Here is a 15,584-nt window from a genome sequence, read left to right as displayed (position 1 = left end):
CACAACTGCCAAACTAAAACTATTTCTAAAACATTGTTACTTATCCTTGTAACAACTGAAGAGCCAATTGTGGAGTCTGATTTGCCTGGCTAAGGATTGAAACACCAGCCTGCTGAAGAATATTACTCTTGGTCATAGCAGATGTTTCCATGGCAATGTCGGCATCTTGTATCCTTGATCTCGCTGCAGATAAGTTTTCAGATACATTATTTAAATTCGATATTGTTGATTCAAATCTATTCTGGATAGCACCAAGGCCGCCACGGATAGTATCAATCTCTTCCAACGCCGCGTCTACACTTTCGATGGTAATTGAAGCCTCCTGGCGTGTAGCAACGCTTACTTCATCTATAGTACGGGTTCCTTCAAGACCGGCATCGACACCACCAGTGAGTGTCCATGTTCCTTCTATGCTGGCCGCCGTTGATCCTGCTCCCATAGTCAGTAATGAACTTGCCACAGTTCCAGCACCTGTAATAAGGGCCGAAATTTCACCGAAAGTATCGAAACTACCTGTAGTGCTGTTTAGATTCGCCGTAAACGTAACAACATTGCCATTAGCAACAACACTTGATCCAGTTACTGAATCGTCATTGATCACTCGAATTGAGACATAATTTCCCTCTGCGCCAGCTGTTGCGGCAGTCGCATTAAAACCCGTTGATCCTGCGGTGGCTGTCATGGTGGCAGATGCTGCTGTTATAGTCGTCAGATTGTCTATGCTTAAATCTGAAGCTGTGGCACCACTAATTGCAAAAGAAATAGTCTGATTAGTTCCTGCATTGGCACCAACCTGAAAGGTCGCATTACTCATGCTTCCATCGATAACTTTACGTCCATTAAATTCACTCGTCTCAGCAATTCGATCAAGCTCTGCTTTTAACTGCGTAACTTCATCATTAAGTGAAGATCTGTCAGATGAGCTATTGGTATCATTTGCAGATTGAACAGCTAGCTCACGAATACGCTGCAAAATATTTGTGCTTTCCTGCAAAGCTCCTTCAGCTGTCTGCGCAAGTGAGATCCCATCGTTTGCATTCCGGGCAGCCTGGGTTAAGCCATTAATCTGGGAGGTCATTCGATCCGAAATTGCAAGTCCGGCAGCATCATCCTTTGCACTATTGATCCGTAATCCGGAAGATAATCTCTCCATAGATGTATTTAAATCACCTTGAGAGATATTAAGATTTCTTTGAGCATTGAGGGAAGCGATATTTGTATTTATTGTGAGAGCCATATTATTTTCTCCATTTTTTCTTTATGACGAACGTCCTGTTCTTGCATCTCTTATGTAAGCAGGATAACGATATTGAAATCTGATTATTTTATCGGAAGGAGAAGGTGCTTAATTAAGATTTATTGTATCAAATTGTCAAAAAAGATAACATATCACATTATTTGGATATTTTTTAAAAATATAACTAAAGATTTTTTTCTTAGCAACGATTGACTCTCACAGCAAACAGCATATTTCTAAATAATTTCAATTTCATATCAACATGCCTTGATGCATGTTCTATTTAATGATAAAGTTCTAGGGATAATGGCATTCGTTCTCTACAATTACCTATTTAAAAAAATCACTTTTCAGACACCACAATGGAAACAGATATTGCTCCTTTGGACGAAATAAATAATGGAAAACCTGTTCGCATTTTTATTCCCTTAACGAACAGACCAGACCGAATCCGGGCACAATGTATTTATCAGCAAACATCGCCACCCAAGTTCGCATTAATCTTCAAACCGGGCGTGCTCCCTCTTGGTGAGATTGATACAAGCCAGGCAGCTATTATAAATGTTGATATGGGTGGACCAACGGTTTCATTGGAAGCGAACATACTTAATGTTACAAATTCTCAGACCCTGGAAATGGTTATGATAAAATCAATCAACCATGAACAGATGCGCGATTTTTTCAGGGTGGATGCGGTTACCAATGTCATATCCAAAGCGTTTGAGACAAACGTCTTTGACAACGACAGCCAGCAACAGGCGATCTCCGGAAGAACTGTTGATATCAGTGGAAGTGGTATTTTAGCCATCTTTGAAGACCAGCCACCCCAAACGCAACATATTCGCTTAGAGGTTCTGTTGCCGTCGGCTTCGCCTGAAACCATAACTGTTTTTGCCCATCAGGTGCGTATTCAAGAACTCCACGATGGTAAATTCGAAGTTGCGTATCACTTTGACGATATTTCTGACGAAGACCGAGACAAGATTATAGGAACCTGCCTGGTTCTCCAGAGACAAATGCTTCGTTTAAAAGTACAGGTGCGAGATAATTAATCTGCATCCTGCCTAAAACACAGCTAAAGGATGACGCTTTCTCGTAGAGTTCTTAAATCAACCCGTCACGATAACCTGCTTAACTGGATTCTGCATACAGGATTTCCGGATCAAAGCTCGCTGTACATTGGCTACCAGGAAGCTTTTTTGGATTGATCGTTTTTTATTTTTTCAAATTGTTTATTTTTTGAAGAGTCTCACCAACAAGAGGCGCAACTACCAAAGAGCAGCATGTAAATATTTTTACTTCTTTTGCCGATAGAGATGTATGGATACAATTCGCCCCCTTTCATCCATACCTGCCGTCGCCTCCACCACATCAGAGAGCCGCGGACAACAAGCGCAGCAAAACCAGTTGCCTTTAGGACAACTGCTTAAAGCAGTCGTCGTTGATGCCAAAGGTTCTGACCAGTTCATCCTCGACATTGGCGGCAACAAACTTACTGCCCAGTCTCAAACCCAGCTTTCCATTGGACAAAACCTGCAACTTCAGGTTGTCAATACATCACCACAAATTGAACTCAAGATTGTAACAGATACCCTTAATCAATTTATCGGCCGCTCTCTCACACTGGTTGGTAAAAACATTGATCTCTCTTCACTCTTCCAGAATTTCAGCCAAACCACACCTTCCCCCCTTTCCGAACTCACGCCAACAAGCAGATCTATTATAGAAAGCTTTTTCACATTACAGCAAAGTGATATTGGTAAGACTGAAGGAGGAACAGTCTTAAAACAACTCCTTGAGGGCGTAGGCCTCAATCTCGAACACAATCTCTCAAGAGGTGATAAAGAGAGTGCTGCTGCAACCCTTAAAGCAGCGCTCCTTGAGGTCGCCAATACTTTTAAGGATGCGCAGACCATTGCCATGACTGCAAACAAAGTTATTAATACAATTGAACTTTTCCAGCTGGCCCAGCTCAACACGAATAATGAAGCGTTCCTGATTTTTCCTCTGCCTCTGCCATTTATTGAAGCGGGATATCTGAGCATTGAAAAGGATGGTTCAAAAGATGGCTCAGGCAGCAGCGATGACACCAGATTTTCACTTCACCTCACCATGTCTGACATTGGTCACCTGAACATCGATTTTAACAAAAATAATGACTCTCTCATGATCAGGTTTCGTGCAGAATCTGTGGAAAAGATGGAGTTTATCCAACAATTTTCTAAAGAACTGCTCGATACAATCACCGATAACGCCAATATATCAATCTCCTTTGCCAGCGACGCCACTGACCCCGTAAGTGATCTCATCAGAAAAATTGTCCCGAAAGGAAAATCCATACTGGACACAAAGGCCTAACATGGAAGAAACACAAAAACCTAAAAAGGCTGTAGCCATAAGCTATGAAGAAACAGCGGGAGCTGCTCCAAAAGTTATCGCCGCAGGAAAAGGTGCCATTGCAGAAAAAATTATCGAGACTGCACTTGAGGCTGGAATACATATCCAGCAGGATGCAAACCTTGTTGAACTTCTGTCCAAGGTGGATATAGGGGAAGAAATACCTGTAGATCTCTACCAAACTGTCGCAGAGGTTCTCTCCTTCGTCTACAAGGTGAATAACAGGTTTAAAGAGAAAGTATCCAGAGATAGTAAATAACGATAAACAAATAGAAAAAGGGTTTGCAGATTACATCTGCAAACCCTTTCTTTTCTGGCGGAGCGGACGGGACTCGAACCCGCGACCTCCGGCGTGACAGGCCGGCATTCTAACCAACTGAACTACCGCTCCAGAAATTCTATGTGATGATGGTGGGCGACACAGGGCTTGAACCTGTGACCCTCGGCTTGTAAGGCCGATGCTCTCCCAGCTGAGCTAGTCGCCCGTATCATAGACAACATTTTTAGTACACATTTACTCCTTGTCAAACTGCTTACCTCATGGCGGAGCGGACGGGACTCGAACCCGCGACCTCCGGCGTGACAGGCCGGCATTCTAACCAACTGAACTACCGCTCCATGAGATATCTTCGTTGCGTGGTGGGCGACACAGGGCTTGAACCTGTGACCCTCGGCTTGTAAGGCCGATGCTCTCCCAGCTGAGCTAGTCGCCCGCGCAACAAATTGTGAGGGACTATTTACCAACTTCCCCCTGGTACGTCAAGATAAAAAGTTCAGGTATATTAATATTCCTATAATATTAATATTTTTGTTTCTATTTCAAAAACTTATTGCTTTTTGAAAACCGCTTTTCCCTTACCAACAACAAGAGCATGTTTCAGAACTTCATCCATATGATTCACTACATTTATGGTTAAAGACTTACGTATTCTCTGTGGTACATCATTGAGATCACGTTCGTTTTCTTTTGGGATCAGCACGTGGGTAATGTTCCCTCTTTTTGCAGCAAGAAGTTTTTCAGTAAGCCCACCAATGGGCAGTACTCTGCCCCTCAGGGTTATTTCACCGGTCATGGCAAGCTGGTGCTTTACTGGTGCCTTAATCAATGCACTGACAAGCGTTGTGGCAATAGTGATTCCAGCTGAAGGCCCGTCTTTAGGAATTGCTCCTTCAGGAACATGAATATGTATATCAAGCTTCTGATAAAAATCTGAATCAAGACCCAACACATCTGCCCTGGATCTCACGTAGCTCAGCGCTGCCTGGGCTGACTCCTGCATCACATCACCTAACTTGCCGGTGATAATAAGTTTTCCAGCACCAGGCATCAGGGTTGCTTCAATCTGTAAAAGCTCACCCCCGACTTCCGTCCAGGCAAGCCCTGTGGTAAGCCCTATTTCGTCATTTTCTTCAGCAAGCCCATAGCGATACTTAGGAGTTCCTAAGTACTTCAGAACAGATTGAACACCAATCCGGTATTTCTTGTTCTTCAACTTTTTCTTCAGGCGTTCTCTGGCTATCTTCCGGCACAATGAGGCGATGATACGTTCGAGATTTCTTACACCGGCCTCTCTTGTATAACGCCGAATGACCTCCATTACGGCACCATCTGTCATCTGAATATCATCAACCTTAAACCCGTTAGCCTCTAACTGCTTTGGAATCAGATAACCTTCAGCAATCTTGAGTTTTTCCTCTTCAGTGTAGCCACTGATCGGTATGATCTCCATCCGGTCCTGCAGAGGAACGGGAATACCGTGGAGACTATTGGCTGTGGTGATAAAAAAGATCTCGGATAAATCGTAGTCTATATCAAGGTAATGATCATTAAACGCAACATTCTGTTCAGGATCAAGAACCTCAAGAAGAGCAGATGATGGGTCTCCGCGAAAATCCATGGACATTTTATCAACTTCATCCAGACAGAATACCGGATTGGCAGAACCCACTTTCTGCATGGACTGGATTATCTTGCCGGGCATGGCACCAATATAGGTACGCCTATGTCCTCTGATCTCCGCCTCATCCCTTACCCCACCTAAGGAGAGCCGTGCAAATTTACGCCCCATTGCTCTGGCTATGGATTTGCAGATTGAGGTTTTACCGACACCAGGGGGGCCGACAAGACAAAGAATGGGCCCTTTGATTTTTTTTACCTGTGCCTGAACCGCAAGATATTCGAGAATCCGCTCCTTGGGTTTGGCAAGACCGTAATGGTCTTCATCAAGAATAGTTTCGGCCTTGATAATATCTATCTGGGTTTTCTTTTTCTTATCCCAGGGCAGACTGACAATACAGTCGATATAGTTGCGCACCACTGTGGTTTCAGCCGACATCGGTGGCATATTTTTTAACTTTTTAAATTCTTTTAAAGTCTTTTCTTTTGCGATGGCGGGCATCTGTTTATTTTTAATGGTCTCTTCGAGTTCAGCCATCTCGTCGAGTCCATCTTCGTTTTGCCCTATTTCGGTTTGTATTTCCCTTACCTTTTCACCAAGATAGTAATCCCGCTGGGTTTTCCCCATACGCATTTTCACCTTGGCATTGATATTCTTTTCGATCTCCGCAAGCTCAATCTCCCGGTTAAGAATCTCGAGTACTTTTTCGATACGGACCACAAGCGGTTCAGTCTCTAGAACCTCCTGTTTTTCTTGTGTTTTAAGCGGAATGTGGGAACAGATTACGTTGAGCAGTTTAAGAGGGTTATCAATTGCTTTTATTGAGATAAGGACTTCTTTGGCGATCTTCTTGTTGCCAAAGGCAAATGTTTCGAAAAACTTGCGGAGTTCCCGCTCGTAGGCGATGATTGCGGCAGTAGGCGTAATATCATCTTCACGCTCTTCGACCTCTGCCTGAAGAAATTCTTCATGTGGAACGTAGGAAACCAACTTGGCACGGGACTGCCCTTCAACCAGGGCTTTTATGGTTCCGTCGGGCAAACGAAGCAACTGCATTACAGTAGCAAGAGTACCATATTCATACAGATCTCCACTTTCCGGGTCGTCAACTGCGGATTTTTTCTGAGTTACCAGAAGAATCGCCGTTTTCTTTTCCATCGCATCTTCAAGCGCTGCAATGGATTTTTTACGACCCACAACAAGTGGAGCCACCATATGTGGAAATATCACAAGATCGCGTAAAGGCATCAAGGGGTAAAGTTTCGTCACAAAATCTCCTTTCCAAACTCACGTAAAAACGTACTAACCGGTTTTCAGCTGATCATTTACTTTATTATGGTAAAGGATAACCGGATAATCACCTTCATTAATTACCTGTTCGCTAATGACACATTCCTGCACATTTTCCTTCGAGGGCAAATCGTACATCACCTCCAGCATTGCCGCTTCCATGACGGATCGCAATCCCCTCGCCCCGGATTTTCTGCTCAGTGCCTTTTTAGCAATTGCAAGAAGTGCCCCTTCGGTAAACCTTAAGTTCACGCCATCAAACTCAAAGAGTTTCTGATATTGCTTGGTCAGGGCGTTTCTGGGCTCTTTAAGAATGCGCACCAAGTCTTCTTCGAGCAGTTCTTCCATCGTGGCAATAACAGGTAAACGGCCCACCAACTCAGGAATCAGTCCGAATTTCAGCAGATCTTCCGGCTGCACAAGGCGTAAAAGTTCGCCGATCTTCCTCTTTTCATCGCCAGTCACCTTTGCACCAAAACCGATGGATTTTGCTCCTTGACGCCGGCTGACGACCTTATCGAGCCCTACAAAAGCACCGCCGACGATAAATAGAATATTGGTCGTGTCTATCTGAACAAGTTCCTGTTGGGGATGCTTTCGCCCACCTTTTGGTGGAATGGAAGCAACAGTTCCTTCAATAATTTTGAGCAAGGCCTGCTGAACACCTTCCCCGGACACATCACGAGTAAGGGACGGGCTGTCAGATTTTCGGGCGATCTTATCAATCTCATCTATGTATATGATACCCCGCTGGGCCTTCTCCAGATCATATTCTGCAGCCTGAAGAAGGCTTACCAGAATATTTTCCACATCTTCCCCGACATAACCAGCTTCGGTCAAAGTCGTTGCATCGGCCATACAAAAGGGCACATTTAAAATACGGGCAAGAGTCTGGGCAACCAGCGTCTTACCGGAACCCGTCGGTCCAATCAGAATTATGTTGGATTTCTGGAGTTCAACCTGGTCCTCACCAACAGGAGCATCGATTCTTTTGTAATGATTATGGACAGCTACTGAGAGGACCTTTTTAGCAAACTCCTGGCCAATAACATAATCATTGAGGTGCGCGTTGATCTCCATAGGCTTTAAGGTCACTCTTGCTTCTTCAGCTTCTGCGCCCTCTTCAACGGCCTCTTTCTCCAGCACTATCTCATTGCAGAGTTCAATGCATTCATCACAGATAAACACATCCGGTCCAGCAATCAGCTTCTCTACTTCGTCTTGACTTTTCCCGCAAAACGAGCAGTTACAGACAGGTCCGTTATCTTTTACATCATCCATCTATTTTTCCTCAGCAAGTTCATCTCGATTAGTGAGAACCTTGTCAATTAAACCGTAATCTTGAGCTTCAACAGCACTCATAAAATAATCACGTTCTGTGTCGGCTGAAATCTTTTCAAGGGAATTTTTTGTATGGTGGGCCAGCAAGTTATTCAAATCGCTTTTCATTCGCAGAATTTCTTTTGCCTGAATATCGATGTCAGTTGCCTGACCCTGAAATCCCCCCATAGGCTGGTGTATCATAATCCGAGCGTTAGGTAAAGAGTATCGTTTACCATCTGTACCCGCAGCCAGAAGAAAAGCCCCCATGGAGGCCGCCTGCCCCATACAAAGAGTCGCAATATCACATTTTACATATTGCATTGTATCATAAATCGCCATTCCAGCGGTAACAGAACCACCGGGAGAATTTATATAGAAAGTAATGTCTTTCTCAGGATTTTCAGCCTCAAGGAAGAGTAATTGCGCAACAATGACATTTGAAACATCATCGTTTACCCCTGAGCCAAGAAAAACAATACGTTCTTTCAACAGCCGTGAATAAATATCATACGCTCGTTCTCCACGGGGACTCTGTTCAACCACCATCGGCACAAGATTCATGAATCACTCTCCTTAAAACGGTTCGACTGCAAAAGGTACTAAACCAGATGCAGTCGTTATTATTAAACTCTCTATTTCCAAGCATATGCAAATTAAAATTCACACCTGCCTATTATAAGACCTATGGGATGATATGCAAGGCGTCTGGCGACGCTTTTGCCCTATTCTTTCTCTTCTGCTTCCACAGCAACCTCTGCAGTATCTTCAGCGGTTGCAGCAGGAGGAGCATCAACAAAGACGACTTGATCCCTGAGCCATTTGAGAATTTTCTCATTGAGCAACTCGTTCATGAACGGCAGAAGGTCATCACGGTTCTGGAAGTATTCCTTAACCTTGGCAACCGGCATATTGTACGTGTCACCAATACGCTTGAAGCCTCTTTCCATATCTTCTTCCTGAACCTTGATCTCTTCGACTTCCGCAATTTTCTTGAGGATAAAATCGCCGCGAACACGTTTTTCAGCCACAGGCTCATTCTGCTGGGCAAGAGTTTCTTTACTCATTCCTGCAGCCTCAAGGCTCATACCTGCCTGCTCAAACTGTTGCTCAGTCTGTTTGATCATCTGCTCGATCTCAAAAGCCACGAGTCTTTTAGGTACATCAAACGAATGATTTTCAAGTAGTTTCTGCATCATTCTATCGGTTATCACACCCTGTGCACTTTCTTCGCGTTGGGCCGTGATTTTATCTTTGATCGAAGACTTAAGGGCTTCGAGGGTATCGACACCCTCACCAACATCCTTTGCAAACTCATCATCAAAATCTGCTAAAACGCGCTCTTGAATCTTTTTGACACTGATCCGAAATTCAACTTTTTTACCCTTCAGAATTGGATTGGGATGGGTTTCTGGAAAATCAACTTCGTGACTTCCCTCTTCACCAACCTTCATACCAATCAATTTTTCTTCGAAATCAGCACCCATATTGCCGGAGCCGACATCGACTGAATAATCATCATTTTTCACCTGTGGCAGTGCGGTCCCTTCATGGTATCCCTGAAAATCAACGACGACCACATCTTCACTCTGAACGGGACGGTCGGTAACCTCCTGCAAAGGAGCGTTTGACTTTCGCAGCGCCTCCAGCTCAAGCTGAACTTCTTCATCCGTCACGAGAACTTCTTCTTTTACAACTTCAACGCCTTTATACTCTCCCAGTTCAAACTCCGGACGAATATCAACTTCGGCAACAAAGGTAAAAGAACCATCTTCGTTGTACTTCACATCTTTAATATCAGGATGTACAATTGGGTCGATACCCTCTTTTTCTACAGCGGTAAAATAGTTTTCCTGAACCAGGGTTTCACTGCTCTCACCTTCTACCTGCCCTTTATAATGTTTAACTATAACATTACGGGGCACCTTACCACGGCGAAACCCCTTGATTTTCACTTCTTTCTTTAACTTGTCATAAGCCTTATCCAGCATTGGCTGAACAGTCTCAGAAGGGATTGTAACCGTGATTTTTCTTGTAAGCGCAGAGATCTCTTCGACTTTTACATCCATCGATGTACCTTCCTTTTATTAAAATTATATTATCCACCTGCCCCACTCAATAAAACAGATTTCCTCTTTTAAAAAGGAAGTGCAGGAAAAACATGGAATAGAACAATAACTAGAGTGGAGATTAATTGCAGGTGAGGTTTATGGCTGGTGAAAAAAATGGTGCGAGAGGGGGGAGTCGAACCCCCACACCGTAAGGCGCCAGATCCTAAGTCTGGTGCGTCTACCAGTTCCGCCACCCTCGCATCCAATTTTCAATTTTACAAAACCGAACATACGCTATAAAAACGATGTTCTTTCTGATAGCAATTCAATTCAACCACACCCATCAAGACGGTACTAGATAATTCACATCTACCCAGTCGTCAAGTACGTAATTGAGCCTTGACCTGCCATGTAATAAAAAAAAGTCTTATATCATCTTGCTCCTGGGGACGCCAGTATTTTTTTCATTTTGTTGAATTATTTCAAAATGTGCCGTTTCATGATCGTTCCGTCAGTATTGCTAAAAATGGGCAGAGTGGCTATTGTTGTGCTGCTTTGCCCATAATGTAGTCTATTATTAATATAAATCAATCAGCTAAGAGATCTATGAACTATTCAAAAATATTTACAGGATGCCTTCTCTCACTCGCCATTGCAACCCAGGCTCAAGCCGCAACCCCTCAAGAGGGCAAGGATAATCTTGTTGAATGGAAAGTCGTCAATCAATGGCCTGTCGGGGAGAAAACCCTTGATATGGTCCATTCCCTTGATGGCAAACTCCTCTACATCCTCACAAACAAAGCGCAGGTTAAAATCTATGACAATACAGGCAAGCTTCAGGGGGCCATTCCTGTAAGTGGAGGTGTCAGCGCAATTGATATCGCACCCCAGGGTGAATTCCTGTACCTGATAGATAATGGTGCAAAAGAATTTCAAACCTTGAGTGTGGCCTTTGTTCACACCATAGACACAAGCGGTGCGCCATTTCAAGGACCGGCAGATGCCCCTGTCACCATCACACTTTTTACAGACTTTCAGTGTCCATACTGTAGTAAGATGGGACCACTGATCGATGAGGTGCTGAAAAACAACCCTAAAACCGTTAAGGTTGTTCTTAAAAACATGCCACTTAATTTCCACAAAATGGCACGTCCCGCAGCCTATGCCGCCTTAGCTGCACATGAGCAGGGAAAATTCTGGGAATTTCATGACCGCCTCTTTGCTGATCAGGAGTTTACTCAAGAAAAAATTGACAGGGTTGCCTCTGATCTGAAATTAGATATGGATAAATTTAATGCAGACAAAAAGTCTCCTGAAATCTTAGCCAAAGTTGAAAAGGATATTTCCGATGCCCTCAAAGCCGGTGTAACTGGCACCCCGACTGTTTTCATTAATGGTAGAAGCCCTCAGCAGAGAAGCCCCCAGGCCTACCAGGCTATCATCAATGAAGAACTGCAAAAAAAGTCGAAATAACCCGTTAGCATATGAATTCAAACCTTATCCATCGTGATCTGACTTTTTCTGACAATAGCAATGCCTGCGTGCTTTACGGAGAACTGAACCGCAACCTCCAGGCACTTGAAAAAAGCACCAGCGTCAGTATCAGTGCAAGAGGAACTAATGTAAGGATAGCCGGGATGCCCCACGAGGTTGAACTGGTTGCTGATCTGCTCTCGCAACTGTATGAGCTTATCGGCAAAGGCTATCCTGTTTACAGCTCTGATTTTGTATTTGGTCTCAAGGTTCTTGAAACAACACCAAAGGCCAAACTTGGTAAAATATTTCTCGATAAGGTGTATGTCACCACCCAAAATCGGGTGATATCCCCCAAGACACAAAATCAGAAAATATACATAGATTCCATTCGAAAAAATGACATCGTTTTTGGTACTGGTCCAGCCGGAACCGGAAAGACCTACCTTGCTGTAACAATGGCGGTATCTGCTCTGGCCATGGGACAGGTTCGCTCAATCATTCTTACTCGTCCGGCAGTAGAGGCCGGGGAAAAGCTTGGGTTTCTTCCAGGAGATCTCGCGCAAAAAGTTAACCCCTACCTGCGTCCCCTGCACGATGCGCTCAATGACTTGCTGGGGCCGGAAAAAGCAGCAGACCTGATTGAGCAGGAAGTGATCGAAATCGCACCTCTGGCGTTCATGAGAGGCCGTACTTTGAGTAACGCTTTTATTATATTAGACGAGGCGCAGAACACCACCCAAGAACAGATGAAAATGTTCCTGACCCGTATTGGTTTTGACTCAAGGGCTGTAATTACCGGAGATACGACACAGATCGATCTCCCTGTAAAAACCCAGTCCGGCCTGCTTCAGGCCAAAAAAATTCTCTCAAACATTGAAGGCATTGGCTTTTGCACCTTCTCAAAGCAGGATGTTGTCCGCCATCCACTGGTGCAACAGATAATAAATGCGTATGAAAAACAGTAGTAGAGGTCAATGTGCCGACAACAATTAATGTAATGTGTGAAGTAAGCCTATACCCATTGCAGCTCAACAGGCTGAAACAACTATCAAACTGGTTGCTTAAAGAGAGCGGGCTTCTGGATCACCATGTCGGGATTACTCTTGTTGATGACAAACACATCCAAGAAATCAACCACCAATACAGACACAGGGATTCACCAACAAATGTCTTGTCTTTTCCTTTCAAAGATGGTGCAGATCTGTCACTTGACGATCTTCCCGTAAAAGAAATGGGAGATATAGTTATCTCCCTTGAAACAGCAGCAACAGAGGCCAAGCAATATGGGCAGACCTTTCAAAAACGTTTATCCTGGCTTGTTATTCATGGAATGCTCCACCTTCAGGGCTACGACCATGAACGTTCAAAAGAGGATGAAGTCATCATGCTCTCAAAAGAACAGGAACTCCTGGACAAACTTAACAACAAAAGAGGCAAATCAATGACTAATCTTGCAATTAATGTCGATCATATTGCAACCATCAGGCAGGCACGCGGTATCACAGAACCCGATCCCGTTGCGGCAGCAGCAATCTGCGAACTGGCAGGTGCCGCTGGTATTGTTGTTCACCTCCGGGAAGATCGAAGACATATTCAGGACAGAGATATCTATCTCTTGAGAGAGACCATCAAGACCAAGATGAATCTTGAAATGGGGGCAAACAAAGACATTATTAAAATTGCTCTAGAAGTCGCTCCTGACTTGATCACCCTGGTACCTGAAAAAAGACAGGAACTGACCACGGAGGGTGGCCTTGACGTTGTCAGCCAGAAGAAGAAAATTGCCAAAGTCATTGAAAAGATGACTAAAGGCGCAATTCCTGTTTCTCTGTTTATCGATCCCGACAGAGAACAGATTGCTGTTGCCAGTGAAATTGGCGCCACCTTTGTCGAACTGCATACCGGCAGGTATGCCGATGCTCTCAACGATCAGGACCGTGACCAGGAATTCCTGCATCTGGAAGACGCTGCTGAGTACGCCGTATCTCTTGGTCTTCGGGTGAATGCAGGGCACGGTCTTAATTACCAAAACACTGCACGGATTGCCGCACTTGAAACCATTGAAGAACTTTCCATCGGCCACTCGATTATAGCCCGGGCCGCTTTTTCGGGACTCGATAGGGCCGTGAGAGATATGTTGAACATTGTTCAATCTGCAAAATTCAGCCTGTAGAGTTGTATGCTGAAAATGCGATGTCTCTATAGAGACATGGTTCCTGTCACTCGAACATTTATATCAATTTGACATGGATATTTTTGTGGCAAAACAATAACTGGGCATTTTTCAAAGTACTAAAAATATTTTTTCGACACCATGGATGAAGATTGACAAGAATATTATTCATGTGGTAAAAGCAACCAGTCGCCTGGATGGTGGAATTGGTAGACACCCGAGACTTAAAATCTCGTGGGCCTTAGCGCCCGTGCCGGTTCGATCCCGGCTCTAGGCACCAGAATATTAAAGGGGTTCAGTGTTAAATACTGAACCCCTTTTTTATTTCCATTCAACTCACATTATAGATACCTGCTATGGAAACCTATCGTGGAATCAAGTTCAATCATCTTCAGGATTCACCAACCTTTGAATTTGACCATCGCCTGTCTGAGCTGAATACAATCACCTATCTTTTCTCACAGCTCGGCCTGACACCCGTCCATTCCGATGGTGCCTATGGAAACCAATCCTATAGAACTTCAGATTCTACATTTATCGTCACCAAGTCCGGCATGATTCCACAAAAAGACCTTGTCGTCGACAACTACTGCCATGTTCTTCAGTTTGACAAAAGGACCACGACCTTTATCAGCCAGGGTATGGCTCCACCCTCCTCCGAATGCTTTCTGCACCATGAAATTTACACTGCCTTTCCTGAGATAAACGTAATTCTCCACGGCCACTCCAGTCTACTCAACGAAAACGCCTCAAAACTGGACATCTGCACAACCAAGAGTTTTTATGATTATGGCACCCCTGAACTGGCACGATCAGCACTTGAACTCGCTCGCCAGAACCAGACATTCTTTATCTTAAAAGACCACGGCTTTGTTGCCATTGGAAGCCACCTCGGTGATACTGGAAGATTGGTCCTTGACTACTATGGCCGGCTCATTACGTTGTTACAAAATGATATGACTTGACAAACTCTAGAGTTACAAAAGAAAACAAACAATATTCAACGTGTATCCTGCTTTCTACCATCAAATTTTAACCCACGGACTCACTATGAAAAAATTCTTTTTAGCTGTACCTTTGACCTTGGCTCTCTCATTGAACTGTCATGCAGAAAATATCCAGACGGAGGCCTCAGACAGCCTTGCAACTGCGAGGAAGTTTGTATCCGAAGGTAATTACAAAAAGGCCATAGAAGAAATAAACTATGCTCTTGCTAAAATAAATGAACTGACCGCCACAGAACTGCTTAAATACATTCCCGAACCGCCTGCAGGGTATACGCTGATCAACAAACAGGCACAGGGAGTTGGGACTGGCGCTGCGATTGCCGGAACTGCAGGTGCTACTGCAGAGTACAGTCACAGTGACGGATCAAATATCAGCCTGAACATTGCCATTGGAGGGTTAACTGGAAAGATGGCCAGCATTGCCGCCTTAGGTTCTATTTTTGCCGGCCTGAGTCAAGACGCTGGGGTCGGACAGACGAGACAAATAAGAGTCCAGGGATATACAGGAACCGAAATGTATAATAGTACTGACCAAACAGGAACATTAAGCTTCCAAATCGGTGACAAAACATCCGTTACTTTCGAGGGTCGGTCCATTCAGTCAGCCGACCGACTCCAGGATCTTGCCAAAAATTTTGATTTTGCCGGTCTTGAAAAAAATTATTGATAACCACAACTCCATCATTTTGTTATCGATTTGATAAATGATGGCGTTGTTATTTTTTTAAAAATTAA

The 15,584-nt window shown here is 44.1% G+C and carries 13 protein-coding genes and 6 tRNA genes; 9 read left to right on the top strand and 10 right to left on the bottom strand.

Features of this window, described 5'->3' with window-relative positions; all coding sequences use genetic code 11:
• Nucleotides 1-40 precede the first annotated feature (40 nt).
• Complete coding sequence (locus FCL48_RS06815) at nt 41-1,237, bottom strand: flagellin (protein WP_136871508.1); 1,197 nt, start codon at nt 1,235-1,237, stop codon at nt 41-43.
• A gap of 362 nt (nt 1,238-1,599) precedes the next feature.
• Between FCL48_RS06815 and FCL48_RS06810 the strand changes: the two genes are divergently transcribed.
• From FCL48_RS06810 to FCL48_RS06800, 3 genes are all read left to right on the top strand, one after another.
• On the top strand, nt 1,600-2,289 hold the full coding sequence (locus tag FCL48_RS06810; protein ID WP_136871507.1) for a PilZ domain-containing protein: 690 nt from the start codon (nt 1,600-1,602) through the stop codon (nt 2,287-2,289).
• Between the two features lie 268 nt (nt 2,290-2,557).
• The gene (locus FCL48_RS06805; RefSeq protein WP_136871506.1) at nt 2,558-3,595 is read left to right on the top strand and encodes a hypothetical protein; all 1,038 of its coding nucleotides are present in this window, start codon (nt 2,558-2,560) and stop codon (nt 3,593-3,595) included.
• Between the two features lies 1 nt (nt 3,596).
• Nucleotides 3,597-3,893, top strand: coding sequence for an EscU/YscU/HrcU family type III secretion system export apparatus switch protein (locus FCL48_RS06800; RefSeq protein ID WP_136871505.1), 297 nt, complete (start codon nt 3,597-3,599; stop codon nt 3,891-3,893).
• A gap of 55 nt (nt 3,894-3,948) precedes the next feature.
• Here the strand turns inward: FCL48_RS06800 and FCL48_RS06795 are convergent.
• The 9 genes from FCL48_RS06795 to FCL48_RS06755 form a co-directional block, all read right to left on the bottom strand.
• Nucleotides 3,949-4,025 (bottom strand) — tRNA-Asp (locus FCL48_RS06795).
• Between the two features lie 18 nt (nt 4,026-4,043).
• Nucleotides 4,044-4,119, bottom strand: a tRNA-Val gene (locus tag FCL48_RS06790).
• Between the two features lie 56 nt (nt 4,120-4,175).
• A tRNA-Asp gene (locus tag FCL48_RS06785) sits at nt 4,176-4,252 on the bottom strand.
• 19 nt (nt 4,253-4,271) lie between these two features.
• Nucleotides 4,272-4,347, bottom strand: a tRNA-Val gene (locus FCL48_RS06780).
• A 114-nt stretch (nt 4,348-4,461) separates the two neighbouring features.
• A complete protein-coding gene (gene lon, locus FCL48_RS06775; protein WP_136871696.1) occupies nt 4,462-6,780 on the bottom strand; it encodes an endopeptidase La in 2,319 nt (772 codons plus the stop codon).
• Between the two features lie 54 nt (nt 6,781-6,834).
• Nucleotides 6,835-8,103 (bottom strand): ATP-dependent Clp protease ATP-binding subunit ClpX, encoded by a 1,269-nt coding sequence (gene clpX, locus FCL48_RS06770; RefSeq protein WP_136871504.1) that lies wholly within the window; start codon nt 8,101-8,103, stop codon nt 6,835-6,837.
• Entirely contained in the window at nt 8,104-8,706 is a 603-nt protein-coding gene (gene clpP, locus FCL48_RS06765) for an ATP-dependent Clp endopeptidase proteolytic subunit ClpP (protein WP_136871503.1), read from the bottom strand.
• A gap of 161 nt (nt 8,707-8,867) precedes the next feature.
• The gene (gene tig, locus FCL48_RS06760; protein WP_136871502.1) at nt 8,868-10,211 is read right to left on the bottom strand and encodes a trigger factor; all 1,344 of its coding nucleotides are present in this window, start codon (nt 10,209-10,211) and stop codon (nt 8,868-8,870) included.
• A 157-nt stretch (nt 10,212-10,368) separates the two neighbouring features.
• A tRNA-Leu gene (locus FCL48_RS06755) sits at nt 10,369-10,453 on the bottom strand.
• Nucleotides 10,454-10,799: 346 nt separating this feature from the next.
• Here FCL48_RS06755 and FCL48_RS06750 point away from each other — a divergent pair.
• From FCL48_RS06750 to FCL48_RS06725, 6 genes are all read left to right on the top strand, one after another.
• Complete coding sequence (locus tag FCL48_RS06750; RefSeq protein WP_136871501.1) at nt 10,800-11,666, top strand: thioredoxin domain-containing protein; 867 nt, start codon at nt 10,800-10,802, stop codon at nt 11,664-11,666.
• Nucleotides 11,667-11,677: 11 nt separating this feature from the next.
• Complete coding sequence (locus FCL48_RS06745) at nt 11,678-12,634, top strand: PhoH family protein (RefSeq protein WP_136871500.1); 957 nt, start codon at nt 11,678-11,680, stop codon at nt 12,632-12,634.
• 11 nt (nt 12,635-12,645) lie between these two features.
• Nucleotides 12,646-13,842: a pyridoxine 5'-phosphate synthase gene (locus FCL48_RS06740; protein WP_240744774.1), complete on the top strand. Its 1,197-nt coding sequence runs from the start codon at nt 12,646-12,648 to the stop codon at nt 13,840-13,842.
• A gap of 191 nt (nt 13,843-14,033) precedes the next feature.
• A tRNA-Leu gene (locus FCL48_RS06735) sits at nt 14,034-14,122 on the top strand.
• Between the two features lie 76 nt (nt 14,123-14,198).
• The gene (locus FCL48_RS06730) at nt 14,199-14,807 is read left to right on the top strand and encodes a class II aldolase/adducin family protein (RefSeq protein WP_136871499.1); all 609 of its coding nucleotides are present in this window, start codon (nt 14,199-14,201) and stop codon (nt 14,805-14,807) included.
• Between the two features lie 85 nt (nt 14,808-14,892).
• Complete coding sequence (locus FCL48_RS06725) at nt 14,893-15,516, top strand: hypothetical protein (protein WP_136871498.1); 624 nt, start codon at nt 14,893-14,895, stop codon at nt 15,514-15,516.
• Nucleotides 15,517-15,584 lie beyond the last annotated feature (68 nt).

It is taken from the genome of Desulforhopalus sp. IMCC35007 (assembly GCF_005116575.1).
Taxonomy (GTDB): Bacteria; Desulfobacterota; Desulfobulbia; order Desulfobulbales; family Desulfocapsaceae; genus Desulforhopalus_A.
This window is presented reverse-complemented; position numbering and strand designations above follow the sequence as displayed.